Here is a 15,412-nt window from a genome sequence, read left to right as displayed (position 1 = left end):
TCTAAGCGTTAGCGTTTTTTAATCAGGTGGAGTAGAGTCTCCACCTGATTCCCCGATGTTTAAAGCTTGCTGAAACGAATTCACTTGTCAAAGAGGTCAATAGTATTATCAGAGATGGCTTATTTTGATGCTGACAGTAAATTTTCATACATTTTTCAAGAAGCATCCTGTTATTATTATAATATTAGAGCACCCAAACGGGCCAGTAAGCCTCCTATCAGGAAGGCACTGCCGGTGGTCATGATCAGTATCCCAAAGGCCAGGGTAAGTTTAAATTCTCTGGCTAATACCGCTATCATGGCAATGCAGGGAACATAAAAGAGCCCCACCACAGCCCCGGTAAAAAGCTGCAGGGTGTCTAGATTCATCTCCATTAAGGGAAGTACCGCCATTTCCCGGCGAAGTATACCCAGAATTAGTGGGACTGCGGCTTCTTCGGGCAGTCTGAGCCATCCGGTCACTAAAGGAGATAGAGCCTGTCCAACGACGGTCATCAGGCCGGTTTCATACATCACGGCTGCCAGTCCTACGGCTACTATCATTGGAACAGCACCGTCAGTAATAAAACGCTTAAGTCGAATCCATACTTTTTTAAAGAGAATTTCTTTTCTAGGAATCAAAAGCTCTGGTATTTCCATCAGGGTGTGGAACCGGGGGCCTTTGACCACCCGATCCAGGATCAGGCCTGCGGAGGCCATGGCAATAGCAGAAACACCAAAAACTGCCAGGACAACTGCTATGGAACGTTCCGCCAGTAGGGAAACGAAGGCGCCGGTCTGGGAGATACAGGGTACTGCTAAACAAATTAAACTGGAAACTACCACTCTTTCCTTTTGTGAGTTTAGATTGCGGGTGGCCAGTATTCCAGGAATACCGCATCCCAGCCCCAAAAGCAGAGGAACCACACTGGATCCCTGCAGCCCTATTTTATTTAATAGTCCGTCCAGCAGCGCTCCCAGTCGGGGCAGGTAGCCGCTGTCCTCTAGAATTCCCAAAACGCTGTAAAAGGATATTACATAGGGCAGTACCAGGGCAAAGGGCCATTCTAACCCTTTTACCAGGAAACCATACTCCCCAATAAAGATATTCTGAAAAATACCGGTGGGAATAACTGCTTCCACCACAAATACGATTTGTGGAATAATAAGGCTCTGGAAAAGTGGAAGAAGTACAAACCGTCTCAAACCCATTCCTATTCCAATAACTGCTGCCAGGATTAAAAACAAAAATAGGACTGCCATGGGTAGGCCAGGCCAGGGTTTAACCAGCCATTCCCCCCACTTTTGCCGCTGAAGCAGTGGAGGTTTTTGGGGGAGAGGTTTTAGTGCCCTGTGAGATAACTCCTCTGCTTTCTGCCATCGGCTGACTTTGTCCTCTTTCCAGCTTATTTCATGAGTAGGTCCCCGGGAAATAACTTTTTCTATCTCTTGTTTTAGATGCTGGATACCTTCTCCTACAACTGCTATGGTAGGTACTACCGGCACTCCCAGCTTTATAGATAAAAATGAAACATCAATTTCAAATCCCTTATCCCGGGCCAGGTCATAGCGGTTAAGGGCCACTATGGTGGGAAGCTTTTGTTCTAAAAGCTGGAGAAGCAGGTACAGGCTGCTTTCCAGGTTGTTAGCATCCACTACCACCATTACTCCTGACGGATTGCTGTTTAACATTTCTACCGCCACTTGTTCTGCTTCATTGGTAGCATCCAGGGTGTACGTCCCCGGAACATCTACCAGCAGGGCACTTATGCTGTTTAGTTGGGTTTTCCCCCGGGTATACTCAACGGTAGTTCCCACGTAGTTAGCAACGTTTACATCTAAACCAGTCAGCCGGTTGAAGAACACACTTTTACCCACGTTTGGAGGACCGATTAGTAAAATATTTAATAATGACCCTAAGTCTTTTTGAGTTTTTTCTTTACTACAGTGCATTGGCCTCAGCCTCACCACATATAACTTGAATCTCTCGGGCCAGGGTTAAACCCAGGGCGATACATCTTTTTTCTATTTCTGCTATTATGGGGCCTCCAAAGCTTTCCCGGCAGCACAATCTCACTTTTTTCCCCGGTCTGAAACCTAAGGGTGCCAGGGTCGGATTATCGGGGACAAAAAAGATAATGCCCTCCTGTCCTTTATTTAACTGCTCCAGGGTCATTTTACCGGACATTTCTTTTTTTTTAGTCAAGCTCATCGTTGTTTCCGCCTTAATTTGTTCATTTCTCATAAACAAGCTCTCCTTTCCAGTTTTTCCTCCGGGAAGATTTTTTTTAGTATTACAGTAGTTTTACCCATGGGTTGTGCTAATTTATGATGCTGGTGCTGATGGGAAGAATCCACTTCTTCCGGTTCTAACCGAGGGTACAGGAATTTGAGCCAACCTCCCGGGTTTCGGTAAATTAATACACCACCGTCTTTAAGGGTTTTGTAGGAATGAAGGATCACCTTTTTTTTTGGAAAGACATGAAGGGATATCCAAACCGCATCATAGCTGGAACAATTCAAGTCTTGTCCATGGGCTTCTTTTACATTTATTTGGTTTTCCATTCCGGCCCTTTTTACCATTATAGAAGCAGCCTTTACTGCCTTTACATCACTGTCCACAGCGGTTACGCTGCAGCCTGCACGACCCAGGGATATGGCCGTCATGGGCAGGGGTCCGCTGCCTATATGGAGTACTTTCATGCCCGGTTTCAGCCCTGCTGCTTCTGCTTCAGTGGTTATCATGGTTCGATAAAAAAAGATACCGTATAGTTTACCTAAAAAGGAATATTTGCTGCCTAAGTGTTCAAAAATTCCCACAGATATGGTAAACAGCTTAAGAATAAAAGCTCTGGGATATTTGAAATACCATAAAGGTAATAAATTTGAAAGTTTTTCCATTTTTTTTAACCCCCGTATTAAAATGATGTATTTATGAGTTTTTAACTGCAGTAAGCCGGATTCTTTGTTCAAGATAAGGTAAGCCGCTGCCCCTAGAGAGAGGAGAAGGGGAAACCAGTAGGTGACTAAACGAGAAACCAGTGCCACTGCCAGGCCCTCTGCCGGAGTTAATCCCATACTTGTTAACATCAATGTCATGCTGCCTTCAAAACTTCCCAGCCCTCCGGGCAGCAGTGGAACCATACTGATCATGTATGCTGTAAAAACTGCGGAAGCCAGGGGAAATATCCCAATTGAAAAACCCAGCATGTCAGCAGCAATTAAGGTCTTTACCGGATAAAGGATCCACACCAAAAGTGATATGGACATCAAAAAACACTTTTCCTTTCCGGTTACTGACAACCGTGAAGCGTGGGCGGCTTCTCTTAAAAAAAATTTAATTCTTCGAATTATTGCTATTAATTTTTCCTTAAAGGTTTTTAGTGAATTTTTTTCATATATTTCTTCTGCTGCCTGGGAAACCATTTTCCCCTGTATTTGATTTTGGTCATCCCGGGTGAACTTGAAAAGCAGGGCTACCAGTAGGGCCAGGAGGATAAATGCGGCATAAGCTGCAGTTGGAAGCTGTATCAACAGGGATGAAGTTATCAATACCAGGGAACAAAGCAGTAAAAAGGGAAGAAGAATGATATATTTTTGAACCAGCATCATACCCGTCAGCTGCGGGTATCCCAGGGAAGTGCTCTGGCGAAAGAGATAAATTCTGGCAGCTTCACCTCCTAATTTTACTGAAGGAGTTACACTTTCCACAAAGTTCCCTGTCAGGAAGAGCAGCCATACTTTCCCAAAGGAAATTTCTTGATTTTGTTTTTTTAGGAGAAAATACCACTGGTAAGAGGTCAGGGAAAGTGTAGTCAGCTGAATCAGGCTTAGAACAGCAATAGTTTTAGCATTAACATCTTTTAAAAGGCTTCCGATTTCATCCCCACCAAAAGTTATTACCATGAGAGTGATTATAATAATTCCCAGCAGCAGTAATAAAGGTTTTTTACCCATGATTATGCACTCCTTAGAAAAAGTAAGGCCAGTGGCATTTATAATTGCAGCAAAATATTTAAGTAATTTTTATTTATTTTTAATAAACAATAGAGATTTGTCAAAGGTTTTCATGTTTTGTTTTTGATGTGCTGCCGGGCAATATTTTTCAGGCAGCTGGTCATAGAATGATTTGTAAGAGGGGCTGGGATGTCGAAAGATAAGGCGGGCACCGGGACTTCCTAAGGAAAAAAGGTTTTTGAAGATAGTTTCCTTGGGTTCCGCCTGCAGGGCGACCACTGCTGCAGTAAAACCTGAGGGTATTTTTTCTGAGCCATCTCCCTCTATTACCAGTACTTTTTTAGTAAGGCCCAGCAGTTTTAAACTGTACCTGGCCCCTTCTACAGCGTTAATGTCCCGGTCTACCGCCCATACTTTGGCCCCGGTAAGCCGTGCCAGGTGTATTGCCGTAAAGGGTATGGCTCCGCAACCTATGTTTAAAACAGTATCCTGACAAGAAATGTTGGCCAAGGTAATTTCCCTGGTGACTACATCTTTGTAGAAGGATGTATATAAATTAATCAGCATCTTTTTTTTGCTGCATGTTTTTTCTATATAAGAAACTACTGGCTGAATAATTTGCATCTCTTTCCCCCCTGTGCAGCATGAGTTTTGTTTAAAACATAATGCACGAATGAAAAATATACATCTGTTAATATATAATGAAACGCAGTCTCAGTATATGCCAATATTATCTTAAGCCATAGTTTTTGTCAATAATAAAATGGGGAAAAAAGCAAATGTCTTGAATTGGTACTGAGTGAAAGTGAAGTTTGAGGTTGAAGTTGAAAGTTGGTTGAAAGTTTGCCCAATTTTATGCTTTAACCCTTGACAAGAAAAAAAAAAGTTGTTATATTAACCATAGTTGAAAATAAGACTCAATATCAATTATGGTTAATTTTTGCAAGAATTTCTTTAATCCAAAAAAAATAAGGGAGGGGTGTTTTATAAGAAATAATCTGTTTCTATTAATAATTCTATTTTTTAAAAACGCGAAAGGGAGTTGATGTTATGAATTTAATGGCTATAAACAACAAGAAGACCGCAATTGTTTTTGTTACGGCTTTAATATTAACTATGGCTTTATTAGCTATTTATGCGGATGGGGTACAGGCTCAGATTACCGAGGAGCAGGGAGCTGAAATAATTCATGAATTGGAAGAAATTGCACACGAATTAGAGCACCTTGATGGTCGACTTAAATTAATGTCTTATATGTCAGTTGGAATGTTTGCAGCCCTGTTGGGTTTAGTTGTGGTAAAATGGGTAAAGAGTTGACAAAAAACGTGGTATTATATTATTAATTCTCAATAGTATAACTTTTCCCAATAAATAACATTTCCTATCGGTTGTATTGCACATAAACAAAGGAATTGATAAGTAGACAGTTGTAAAATATAATTTTAATAGGCCGCTCATTCTCTTGGCAGTTTTGTTAGCCGGTAATTAAGAGAAATGAGCGGTTTTTATTTTGTAATTATTTTAAAATAAAAACTATTTTTTAAAGGAATTCAAGTAAAGATGTAGAATAAACAATAATTAAGAAGGTAATACAAAATAAAAAATAGTAACACACCAGGATGTTTATTTTTTACTCATGAGGTGGCACATGATTGAATTCAGCACAAGGAATGGATGTGATTTTATGAAAATTGCGGTTATTGATGGGCAGGGTGGAGGTCTGGGGAAGGTAGTAATTGAAAGGTTAATAAAGGAAAGAATACATGAAAAAGCAAGTCTTTTTGCCCTGGGCACCAACGGAGTAGCCACCTCAGTAATGTTAAAAGCCGGTGCTCATGAGGGGGCTAGTGGAGAAAATGCTCTTGTATATAATTTGACAAATACTGATATTATTATTGGATCATGCAGTATACTGCTGCAAAATTCCATGTTGGGGGAAATTACACCCGGGATGGCATGTGCTATTTTGGAAAGTCCAGCCTGTAAAATTCTTGTCCCTCTTAAGAATCATAAAATTATGCTGTTAGGATTGAAAGAACAGCAGCTTCCCCGATTTTTGGATGAAATGGTGCAGAAAGTAAATGAGTATTTACTGAATAGAGGAAGGACGGCAGGAATAAAGAAAACTAAAAGCAATTAACAGGGCCAAAAGGGTCTTTCTTCTTATTAGCACCATTGTTGTTGCTAAAAGTATCAAAATAGTTTACTTTATAATCTATTAAAAAAGGAGTAATTCCGGGTTGAAAAAGTCAGAGGCTATTAAAGATAATATGGGGTTGAACTATCCTTCTTTTTGGTTAAATGCCTGGCAAGAGCATCGGAATAATTCATTGAGAAGTAGAAGGATTAAGGGACAGGATGAGGTGAATTTCTGGAACGCCTTCGCTGAGAAAATGAAGCGCTGGTCTAAAGAGGAGAGGTCCATTTCCAGAGTCCAAAAGGTCTTGCAGTGGATAGGACAACAGGGAATTCAAATTTCGGACATGAGAATACTGGATATTGGAGCAGGAACCGGTTCTTTTGCCATTCCTTTTTCCAAGGCAGGGGGCCAGGTTACTGCCTTAGAGCCTGCCGAAAAACTGGTGGAAATATTGAGGGATAATATGAAGGGAGAGGGGGTGCGTGAGCTTTCTATAATAACTGATATGTGGGAGGACATAAATCCTAAAAAGGAAGGGATTGAGGGTGGATTTGACCTGGTTTTTGCATCCCTTACCCCGGCGATTCATGATAAAGATACGTTAGAAAAGATGATAACTTGTTCCCGAAAGTGGTGTTTTCTCTGTGAGTTTGCCGGAAGACGCCGAAATCGGGTTCAGGAAGAACTGTGGAATGAGATATTTATGGAATCCATGCCGCTGCCGGAATATAATATTTTTTATCCCTTGAACTATTTGTATTCTAAAGGATACTGCCCATCTTTACAGTTGTGGAGGGAGCAGTGGGAGGAAGAAGCTTCAGGGGAAGAGGCTGTTGAAAACTTAACCCGACATTTTTCCCTGTACACTAAAATAACTCCTGAGGTGAGGAGGATTATCTGTGATTATGTGGCGAAACATTTGCAGGAGGGTATTTTTCGGGAAGAATTTCAGTCTCTATTAGGGATGACCCTGTGGAATGTAAATGATATGTGGGGTGCGTTTTAAAAAAGAAAGAAGGTGTTGTAGTGTTAAAGATGAAAAGGAATGCAGTTTTCCTGCTGCTGTTTTTGTTTATGATGGGGTGTTTTTATGGATGCAGTGCAGAGGAAGAAGCTGTTGACCCGTCGGCAGCGTCGGATGGAGATAACATAGAAGAGGCTTTAGGCATACCTCAGGAATTAATTATTGGAATAGGAAGAGATTTTTATCAGGGACCGGAGAGCGGAGTATTTGTCCATGGCAGTACCGGGGTATGGGAAAGTTTTACCTATTTAAATGAAGATATGATACCCGAGCCTCAATTGGCGGAAGAGCTGACGCCCAATGATGATGCTACCCAATGGTCTGTTAAACTCCGTTCGGGAGTAAATTTTCACGATGGAACACCCTTAAATGCAGAAGCTGTTATGGCTAATATTGACCGTATTTTGAACAATCCCAAATTTGATGAGTATGGTACATTTTTACATTTTGAAGGAGCAGAAGCTGCTGGAGATATGGAGGTTGTTTTTAAATTTAATCAGCCTGAACCTGCCTTCCCCTTAAAGGTCAACTATCATGGGTTTGCTATTTTTAGCCCGGCAAGTTTTGATGAAGAAGGGGCAATTACCGTACCTTACGGAACCGGTCCCTTTAAATATGAAGATTACATAAAAGATGAGGAGTTGATTCTCACCCGTAATGATGATTACTGGGGAGAAAAAGCAAAGTTGGAAAAAGTCACTTTTAAGCCAATCCCGGATCCATCAACCCGCCTGGCTGCTCTTCAGGCAGGGGAAATACACGTGATTGCCGATGTGGGAGGGGTACTGCCGGAACAGGGAGTAGTTGTAGAAGGGGATTCTGATCTGGTGCTGCAAACAAAATTGGTGACTACTTCCCATTATATTTTATTCAACGGTCAAAAAGCTCCCTTTAATGATGTAAATATCCGTCAGGCCGTTAGCATGGCTGTAGACCGTTCTGTTATTGTAAACCAACTGCTGGAAGGTTATGGAGAGCCTGCGGATTCAATAATTACTCCAATTGCCACAGATTATGTGGTGAGGGATCTTTTTAAAACAGATAAGAATAAAGCAGAGGAACTAGTCAAAGGGGCCGATGGCCTTACGGTGACATTGGTAGTAAGTTCAGCCCTGGCCAACCGCTGGCCCTATAAGCCTGTTGCAGAAGTCCTGCAGATGGAGTTAGGAGAACTGGGGTTTGAAGTTGAAATCCAAATGATGGAAGCCGCTGCCTGGGGGGAGGCTTTGAAAAATGGGGATTATCATATGACTTTGACTCCTTACACCTTCATGACCGGTGACCCGGACTTTGTTTTTGCCCGATGGATTCATTCTCAAGGTCAGATGAACGCTTCCCGGGGGTTGGGATACAGTAATGCTGAGGCTGATCGGTTGATTGAGGAAGCTGCGGTTGAGAGTGATTTAAACAAAAGAAAAGATCTTTATGGTCAGCTGCAGAGATTGATGGATCAGGAAGTTCCCATGGCTCCAATTTTCCACGATGTTACCCTTTACGCCTATAGAAAAGAAGTTAAAGATATGACTCTGGATGCCTATTTTCGTCCCAGCCTGGATAAAGCCTGGATTGGAGAGTAGAGGTTAGATATATAACTTTTCAAATATAAACGGAGATAGCAATTTATTAAATTGACCCCTGGTTTGGGGAGGTAGGTTAGATGAAGAAATATATTGTTAAACGATTGCTGTATTTATTCGTGGTAATGCTGGGAGTTTCTCTTCTGACTTTTAGTATCAGTCAGCTTACACCGGGGGACCCGGCAGAACTTATTTTAAGGGAAAGTGGAGTGGAACCTACCCGGGAGGCAATTCAGGCCCTGCGGGAGCAGCTGGGCCTGAATGAACCACTTCCGGTTCAGTATGGTAAATGGCTTTGGGCCGTGCTCCAGGGAGATCTGGGACAGTCTTTTAGGACCGGTCAGCCGGTGCTGGAGGAAATTGCCCACCGGTTTCCTGCTACCATAGAGCTGACTTTGGCCGGGTTGTTGGTAATGCTGGTTGTTGCCCTGCCGGTGGGGATTCTGTCGGCTCTTTTTAAAAATACTTTTATGGACCATTTGAGCCGTTTTTTTGCACTGCTGGGGGCATCCCTTCCCTCTTTTTGGCTGGGACTTTTACTTATTTATTATTTTGCTGTAAAGTTGTCTATTCTGCCGGTTATGGGCAGGGGAGGCATTTTACATCTGGTTCTCCCGGCCCTAACTTTGGGGCTGGGGATGTCTGCTACTTATGCCCGTCTCCTGCGGGCCAGCATGTTAGAGGTTTTAGGTCAGGATTATATTCATGCCGCCCGGGCCCGGGGATTGAAAGAGCATACAGTTCTGGTGAAGAATGCCCTTAAGAATGCCTTATTGCCGGTGGTAACTGCTTTTGGTATGAGCCTGGGCCATCTGCTGGGGGGCACAGTCATTGTGGAAACCATATTTGCCTGGCCGGGAGTTGGGCGGTTTGTGGTGCAGGCGATATTCAATCGGGACTATCCTGTAATTCAGGGCTATGTCCTATTTATGGCGTTAATCTTTGTGTTGGTAAATCTCGTGGTAGATCTTTCTTATAAATTTATTGACCCCCGCATTCGTCTGGAAGGGGGGGACTCTTCATAGATATTATCAAGCGGCTTAAAAAAGATAAGATGGCCTGTCTGGGGTTTATTATTATTGTAATAATTGTAGTTGTGGGGCTGCTGGCACCTCTGTTTTCTCCCCATGACCCGGTAAAAATTGATTTAAGCCAGCGGCTGCAGGAACCTGGAGGGGAGTTTCCCCTGGGGACGGATCACCTGGGGCGCTGTATTCTGTCCAGGATCATTCATGGCACCCAGGTGTCCCTCAGGACCTCCTTCCTGGTACTGGTAATTATAATGACCGTTGGGATTTTTATTGGCACTCTGTCCGGATACATAGGGGGAAAACTGGATATTGTGGTTGTCAGCGTAATAGATGTGCTCCTGGCTTTTCCCGGGCTGATTCTGGCTTTGGCTATAGCAGGGATGCTGGGTCCCAGCATTACCAACGTGATGATTGCCATTGCCTCCGTAGCCTGGGTGGGTTATGCCCGTATTATTCGAGGGATGGTGGTTTCCATTAAGGAAAAAGAATATGTTCTGGCTGCCCGGTCTGTTGGAACCACTGGACCGGGGATTATTTTGCGTCATGTGCTGCCCAATGTATTATCCCCGGTGATTGTCCTGGCTACTCTGGATATGGGTTCAATTATATTAAGTATCTCCGGGCTTTCCTTTTTGGGCCTGGGGGCTCAGCCTCCTATGCCGGAATGGGGAGCCATGCTAAATGATGGCCGTCCCTACATGCAGACAGCCCCCTGGCTGATGATTTTCCCAGGGCTTGCTATTCTTATTTCGGTACTATCTTTTAACCTCATGGGTGATGGACTGCGGGATATTTTCGATATTCGGGGAATTAGAAGATTATAAATTATAGGGGTGTTCTACCATGGATTCATACCAGCAAAATTATTTGGATGTGAAAGAACTGACTGTGGAATTCCGTACGGACTTTGGGAAGCTGAAGGCCGTAAATCGGGTGAGTTTTTCATTGGGTAGGGGGGAGGTGCTGGGCCTGGTGGGAGAAAGCGCCTGCGGGAAAAGTGTTACGGCACTGTCTATGCTCCGCCTGCTTCCCCCCGGGGGAAAAATTAGCCATGGGGAAGTGTGCCTGGAGGGTGTAAATCTTCTTACTCTCTCCCGGGAAAAAATGCGTCGGTTAAGAGGTAAGAAAATTGCTATAATCTTTCAAGATCCCAGTTCGACATTGAACCCGGTGCGAGCCATTGGTCCGCAGTTTATGGAAACTTTGAAAACCCACCTGTCCCTGAGTAGGGAAAAGGCACGTCACAGGTCTATGGATATGCTTTCCGCTATGGGATTGGCTGCCCCGGAGGGGATCATGAGAAAATATCCTTTTCAGCTCAGCGGTGGTATGAGGCAGAGAGTAATGATTGCCATGGCTCTGGCCTTGGAGCCGGATATCTTGATTGCCGATGAGCCTACCACGGCTCTGGATGTAACGGTTCAGGCTCAGATTCTTTCAGAAATGAGAAGGCTAAAAAAAGACTTTGGCACAGGCATAATGCTGATTTCCCATAACATGGGGGTTATTGCTCAGCTTTCTGACCGGGTAGCAGTGATGTACGCCGGTTCAATTGTAGAATATGGACTGGTAAAGGAGGTATTTTATCGAGCATCCCATCCCTATACCCGAGCTCTTCTCAATTCAATACCGGACCTGGGCCAGGATAATCAGGAACTATGTTCTATTAAGGGACAGCCGCCGGCTCTGCATAGTATGCCGGAAGGGTGTTCCTTTTACCCCCGATGCAGCAGAGCAGAGGAGATTTGTAAAAGCATATATCCATTATGGATGGATATAAATGACGGTCATAAGGTCGCCTGTTTCTTCCCACTGGATGAAAAAACCTGCTGTGAAAGTCATGCCGAAGAGGTGCTGATATAGATGTCTGTGGAGATTGCAAATACTGTGGGAATTAACAGGTTAGAAGCAGGTACTTCCCAGGAAAAAGAAACTTTTCTTTTAGAAGTAGTTAATTTGTTTAAGCACTATTCACAAGACAGTCTGTTTTCTGAAAAGCAGGAGAAGGTCAGGGCTGTGGATGGTGTATCCCTTCAGATTCGGGAGGGGGAGACCCTGGGCCTGGTAGGTGAGAGTGGATGTGGGAAGAGTACCCTGGGCCGATTGATCCTGCGTTTGGAGGAATCTACCTCCGGAAGTATCTATTACTCTGGAGAGGATATTACTCAGTATAGGGGAGAAGGACTCAGGCAGTGGAGAAAGAATGTTCAGGTAATTTTTCAGGATGCCTACGCTTCACTGAATCCCCGGATGAAGGTAGAACAGATCATTGGAGAACCCCTTTATAACTACAAAAAAGGTTCATTTACACAGCGCCGGCAGCAGGTGGAAAGGCTTTTAAAGGATGTAGGGTTAGAACCGGAACATCGTGGACGTTATCCCCATGAATTCAGCGGCGGCCAGCGGCAGCGAATAGCTATAGCCCGGGCCCTGGCATTAAATCCGTCAGTTATTGTTTGTGACGAGTCTGTGGCCAGTCTTGATGTGTCCATTCAAGCCCAAGTTCTGAATTTACTAAAAAAGCTTAGGAATGACTACCAATTATCTTATCTTTTTATTTCCCATGACCTGGCTGCAGTCAAATACATCAGCCATCAGGTTGCGGTCATGTACCTCGGGAAAATCGTAGAAGTTTTGGATAGCCAACGTCTAGTGGAGGAAGCGCTGCATCCTTATACCCGCTCTCTTTTGGCTGCAGTCCCAAAACCGGATCCCGGGGAAAAAGCTAATGTAGAACAAATAATCAGGGGAGAACCACCCAACCCTATTTTTCCTCCCCAAGGCTGTCGATTTCATCCCCGATGCCCCCAGGTGAAAGAGGTTTGCTCTCGGGAGGAACCTCTTCTGTTGAAGATTGGAGAGCGACATTGGAAAGCCTGTCATCTGGTTTTTTGATCAAACTGTCAGTTAATAAATATGTTTTTATATAACAGGTTGGCATAAAAATTGTTTGGCTTTAATTCTAGAAGTGTGTTACCATATAGTTAGCGGTACCACTAATCATATGGTATTGTTGATTAGGGGCAAATGAATCTAAAGGTTGTTTCTAGCAAAGACCGGGCGATTTCAGCTCTATACTTAAAACTGGAGGGATTATAATATGTGTATGGAAAAAACACCCTGGGAAAAAGCTGTGGAGTTTCATGGTCATGTTTGTCCAGGGTTAGCTTATGGGTATCGGGCGGCTATGGAATATTTAAAGAGGATGGAAGCTGGCCCTTCTAAGGACGAAGAGGTAGTGGCCATAGTGGAAACAGATAATTGCGGGGTCGATGCAATACAGGTGTTGACCAGCTGTACCTTTGGTAAGGGGAATTTAATATTTAAAGACTATGGAAAAAATGTTTTTACTTTTGCTTCAAGGGATACACAAGAAGGTTTAAGAATTTCTCTAAAACATGGAGCTATGGAAAAAGTAGCTCCGGAGGGCTGGAAGGAACTAAGGGAAAAGCTTTTCAGTGGCGGGGAAGTGAAAGAAGAGGAAAGGCAGCTATTTAAAAAACATCATGCTGAACTAACCCAAATAATTCTTAATGTGCCCGTAGAAGAAATATTTGAAATTAAAACAGTTAAAGTTGACCTTCCATTTAAAGCCAAACTATTCGATTCTGTTCAGTGTGGTTTTTGTGGAGAAGGGATAATGGAGCCCAGGGCCAGGGTTAAAGAGGGTAAGTTTGCCTGTCCTGAATGTTTTGAAGGCTATCGCAGTAGAGTTAATTAGGAATTCCCACTCTAGAGCCCACTCTAGAGCAATAAACAGGAGTTTTTTTATTGAAAATTATTATTTTTTATCTCGTCTTTGACAGTTGTTACAAGCAAAAAGCTTGATGATCCCTGATTTACAAGGATTATCAAGCTTTTTTTGTATTCAAAAAAGTGAGTAATGTTTTTATTTTTTTGTCGCTTTAAAAATTTTTTTCATTTGTTTTGTTTTTATAATCTGGTAGTCTGTACGGAAATCAAATGCCTCATGTAAATCATCAGTAAAGTCAGTTCTCGTATATGTTGGAGTGTAACCCTCCCCCTTTATTTCATGAAAGTTCATATCCTTTAATCCTCTAATTATTTCACTGCAGGTATATTTCTCACCAAGCTTTTTTTCCAATAATCTGTAAATAATTAAGGATATAAAGCAAGTTGTAAAATGTGCTTCTATTCTGTCATCACGGCTTAAATAAACAGGTCTGGCTTTAAATTCACTTTTCATAATTCTAAAACATTCTTCAATCTCCCATCGTCTATTGTTTACTTTAATTATTTCAGAAGCATCATCCTCAAGGTTTGTACATACAGCATAAAACCCATCAAAGGCTTCTTCTTTAGCGATAACCTCTGTATCAATACTGTATATTTCTTTTTCAGCAATTTCTCCATCAGGAGTAAAATTAGTTTTTTTAATAAATCTTCTGCAATCATTCTGATTACATTTTTTTATTTTTGTAGGATTTGAATCTATTGTTTTTTGTGCACGTTCTATCTGTGAATTACGGATTTTTCTTTGATAATCTCTATACTTGATAGAGTACGTCACAATGATTTTTTGTTCAAGGTCATTTTCTTTAATCCAACGTTCTTTGTAAAACATTTTATTTTTAGCTTTCTCATCATCTAGTTTAGAGATGTCATAGGTTTTTACATCGTTAGAGAGGTGCCATTCGTTTGGATCAAGTGCCCATTTTTTTAGATGTGCTTTTAATTTCTTAATTGATTGAGTTGTAATAAATGCTCGTTCTTCCCTGTCGTTAAATTTTCTGTTATTTTTGGACGCTAGACCGGCATCGGTACATACGATAAATTTAGAAAGATTAAAATCAGATAGAATTTTCTTTTCTAAGGGTTTTAGTGTTAATTGTTCATTTGTATTTCCTTTGTTGATGCTAAATGCAAGAGGGATACCGTCTCCATCCATAAATAGGCCCATTTGAATGATTGGGTTTGGTCTATGCTCTTTTGATGGACCGTATTGCTTATCGCCATCTGCCTGTTCAATTTCAAAAAAATAATTGGTGCAATCATAATAAAGTACACCAGTATTTCTCTTAGAAACTTTTAAACTGTTGTTGTACAAGGATGATTGTAAAAAATCCGTTTCCTTAGCAATAACTTCAAGAGCTCTGTATATATGTTGAAGTTCAAAGTTAGGTTGTTCTATAAATCTTGAGGAAAGTTGGTAAGTGGCGAGCTTAGATGAAGGGAAGATTATTCTTCCGTAAATCAATCTGGAGAGTATGGAGTTTAGGTCATATGTAACCTTGTATTTTCCTAACATTTCTTTACATATTTTGTGAAGGCCAAGTTGATAGTATATTTGTTGAAGAAAAAGATAACCACCGTTAAAAGAGCGCTGTTCATCTTTCGTAATGACCTTGGAAGGTGAGTACTTTACCAACACATCAAGCTTTTCTTCCTTCTCTTTTTGATTCAGCTCTGCTATGTATTTCTTTGCCCATTCAATGGGATCCTGGCCGTTTAACTTTTTACTCAAATCATTAACTGTTCCAAGTTTTTCAACAATCTTTGATGAATGTACACCATTCTCATAAGTTGATTTAATTACGTAAAGAGATGTGGAATTTTTTGATTTCGAAATAGACAATCTCATATTAACCCCCCAATCCCTTATATTATAACATAATACTCAATAATACTCAATAGAAATAGGTGAAAAATTGACAAATTTGCAATAAAAAAAGCCCTATTTTCAA

General features: G+C 41.9%; 14 protein-coding genes. 9 read left to right on the top strand and 5 right to left on the bottom strand.

Annotated elements, in window-relative coordinates; genetic code table 11:
• Window positions 1-176: 176 nt before the first annotated feature.
• The 4 genes from HUE98_RS13425 to HUE98_RS13410 form a co-directional block, all read right to left on the bottom strand.
• Window positions 177-1,931 carry a ferrous iron transporter B gene (locus HUE98_RS13425; RefSeq protein ID WP_241421133.1) on the bottom strand — a complete coding sequence of 585 codons (1,755 nt, stop codon included), beginning with the start codon at window positions 1,929-1,931 and terminating at the stop codon, window positions 177-179.
• Entirely contained in the window at window positions 1,921-2,223 is a 303-nt protein-coding gene (locus HUE98_RS13420) for a FeoA family protein (RefSeq protein ID WP_241421132.1), read from the bottom strand. Before HUE98_RS13420 ends, HUE98_RS13425 begins: the two co-directional genes overlap by 11 nt.
• Complete coding sequence (locus HUE98_RS13415) at window positions 2,220-3,935, bottom strand: flippase-like domain-containing protein (protein ID WP_241421131.1); 1,716 nt, start codon at window positions 3,933-3,935, stop codon at window positions 2,220-2,222. The genes HUE98_RS13420 and HUE98_RS13415 overlap by 4 nt, the downstream gene beginning before the upstream one ends.
• 69 nt (window positions 3,936-4,004) lie before the next feature.
• Window positions 4,005-4,559, bottom strand: coding sequence for an SAM-dependent methyltransferase (locus HUE98_RS13410; protein ID WP_241421130.1), 555 nt, complete (start codon window positions 4,557-4,559; stop codon window positions 4,005-4,007).
• 426 nt (window positions 4,560-4,985) lie between these two features.
• Between HUE98_RS13410 and HUE98_RS13405 the strand changes: the two genes are divergently transcribed.
• From HUE98_RS13405 to HUE98_RS13365, 9 genes are all read left to right on the top strand, one after another.
• The gene (locus HUE98_RS13405) at window positions 4,986-5,252 is read left to right on the top strand and encodes a hypothetical protein (RefSeq protein ID WP_241421129.1); all 267 of its coding nucleotides are present in this window, start codon (window positions 4,986-4,988) and stop codon (window positions 5,250-5,252) included.
• Between the two features lie 367 nt (window positions 5,253-5,619).
• Entirely contained in the window at window positions 5,620-6,075 is a 456-nt protein-coding gene (locus HUE98_RS13400) for a DUF3842 family protein (protein ID WP_241421128.1), read from the top strand.
• A gap of 100 nt (window positions 6,076-6,175) precedes the next feature.
• Window positions 6,176-7,081, top strand: a complete 906-nt coding sequence (locus HUE98_RS13395; protein ID WP_241421127.1) for a methyltransferase domain-containing protein — start codon at window positions 6,176-6,178, stop codon at window positions 7,079-7,081.
• 29 nt (window positions 7,082-7,110) lie between these two features.
• Window positions 7,111-8,676: an ABC transporter substrate-binding protein gene (locus HUE98_RS13390; protein ID WP_241423564.1), complete on the top strand. Its 1,566-nt coding sequence runs from the start codon at window positions 7,111-7,113 to the stop codon at window positions 8,674-8,676.
• Between the two features lie 80 nt (window positions 8,677-8,756).
• Window positions 8,757-9,701 carry a nickel ABC transporter permease gene (gene nikB, locus HUE98_RS13385; protein ID WP_241421126.1) on the top strand — a complete coding sequence of 315 codons (945 nt, stop codon included), beginning with the start codon at window positions 8,757-8,759 and terminating at the stop codon, window positions 9,699-9,701.
• 29 nt (window positions 9,702-9,730) lie between these two features.
• Window positions 9,731-10,531 carry a nickel transporter permease gene (nikC, locus tag HUE98_RS13380; RefSeq protein WP_241421125.1) on the top strand — a complete coding sequence of 267 codons (801 nt, stop codon included), beginning with the start codon at window positions 9,731-9,733 and terminating at the stop codon, window positions 10,529-10,531.
• A 19-nt stretch (window positions 10,532-10,550) separates the two neighbouring features.
• Window positions 10,551-11,570 (top strand): ABC transporter ATP-binding protein, encoded by a 1,020-nt coding sequence (locus tag HUE98_RS13375; protein ID WP_241421124.1) that lies wholly within the window; start codon window positions 10,551-10,553, stop codon window positions 11,568-11,570.
• Window positions 11,571-12,602, top strand: coding sequence for an ABC transporter ATP-binding protein (locus tag HUE98_RS13370; protein WP_241421123.1), 1,032 nt, complete (start codon window positions 11,571-11,573; stop codon window positions 12,600-12,602).
• A 205-nt stretch (window positions 12,603-12,807) separates the two neighbouring features.
• A complete protein-coding gene (locus HUE98_RS13365; RefSeq protein WP_241421122.1) occupies window positions 12,808-13,428 on the top strand; it encodes an FmdE family protein in 621 nt (206 codons plus the stop codon).
• A gap of 168 nt (window positions 13,429-13,596) precedes the next feature.
• Here the strand turns inward: HUE98_RS13365 and HUE98_RS13360 are convergent, their stop codons facing one another.
• Window positions 13,597-15,309 carry an IS1634 family transposase gene (locus tag HUE98_RS13360; protein WP_241420966.1) on the bottom strand — a complete coding sequence of 571 codons (1,713 nt, stop codon included), beginning with the start codon at window positions 15,307-15,309 and terminating at the stop codon, window positions 13,597-13,599.
• Between the last annotated feature and the right edge of the window lie 103 nt (window positions 15,310-15,412).

The organism is Candidatus Contubernalis alkalaceticus (assembly GCF_022558445.1).
Lineage (GTDB): Bacteria > Bacillota > Dethiobacteria > SKNC01 > SKNC01 > Contubernalis > Contubernalis alkaliaceticus.
The sequence above is the reverse complement of the archived record's forward strand: the minus strand, read 5'-3'. Positions and strand labels throughout refer to the sequence as shown.

Excerpts from the sequence above, each read along its gene's own strand:
- nikB (WP_241421126.1), top strand. The coding sequence starts at position 8,757 with ATGAAGAAATATATTGTTAAACGATTGCTGTATTTATTCGTGGTAATG.
- HUE98_RS13425 (WP_241421133.1), bottom strand. The coding sequence starts at position 1,931 with ATGCACTGTAGTAAAGAAAAAACTCAAAAAGACTTAGGGTCATTATTA.
- HUE98_RS13410 (WP_241421130.1), bottom strand. The coding sequence starts at position 4,559 with ATGCAAATTATTCAGCCAGTAGTTTCTTATATAGAAAAAACATGCAGC.
- HUE98_RS13370 (WP_241421123.1), top strand. The coding sequence starts at position 11,571 with ATGTCTGTGGAGATTGCAAATACTGTGGGAATTAACAGGTTAGAAGCA.
- HUE98_RS13375 (WP_241421124.1), top strand. The coding sequence starts at position 10,551 with ATGGATTCATACCAGCAAAATTATTTGGATGTGAAAGAACTGACTGTG.
- HUE98_RS13405 (WP_241421129.1), top strand. The coding sequence starts at position 4,986 with ATGAATTTAATGGCTATAAACAACAAGAAGACCGCAATTGTTTTTGTT.
- HUE98_RS13390 (WP_241423564.1), top strand. The coding sequence starts at position 7,111 with ATGAAAAGGAATGCAGTTTTCCTGCTGCTGTTTTTGTTTATGATGGGG.
- HUE98_RS13415 (WP_241421131.1), bottom strand. The coding sequence starts at position 3,935 with ATGGGTAAAAAACCTTTATTACTGCTGCTGGGAATTATTATAATCACT.
- HUE98_RS13420 (WP_241421132.1), bottom strand. The coding sequence starts at position 2,223 with ATGAGAAATGAACAAATTAAGGCGGAAACAACGATGAGCTTGACTAAA.
- HUE98_RS13400 (WP_241421128.1), top strand. The coding sequence starts at position 5,620 with ATGAAAATTGCGGTTATTGATGGGCAGGGTGGAGGTCTGGGGAAGGTA.
- HUE98_RS13365 (WP_241421122.1), top strand. The coding sequence starts at position 12,808 with ATGTGTATGGAAAAAACACCCTGGGAAAAAGCTGTGGAGTTTCATGGT.
- nikC (WP_241421125.1), top strand. The coding sequence starts at position 9,731 with ATGGCCTGTCTGGGGTTTATTATTATTGTAATAATTGTAGTTGTGGGG.
- HUE98_RS13360 (WP_241420966.1), bottom strand. The coding sequence starts at position 15,309 with ATGAGATTGTCTATTTCGAAATCAAAAAATTCCACATCTCTTTACGTA.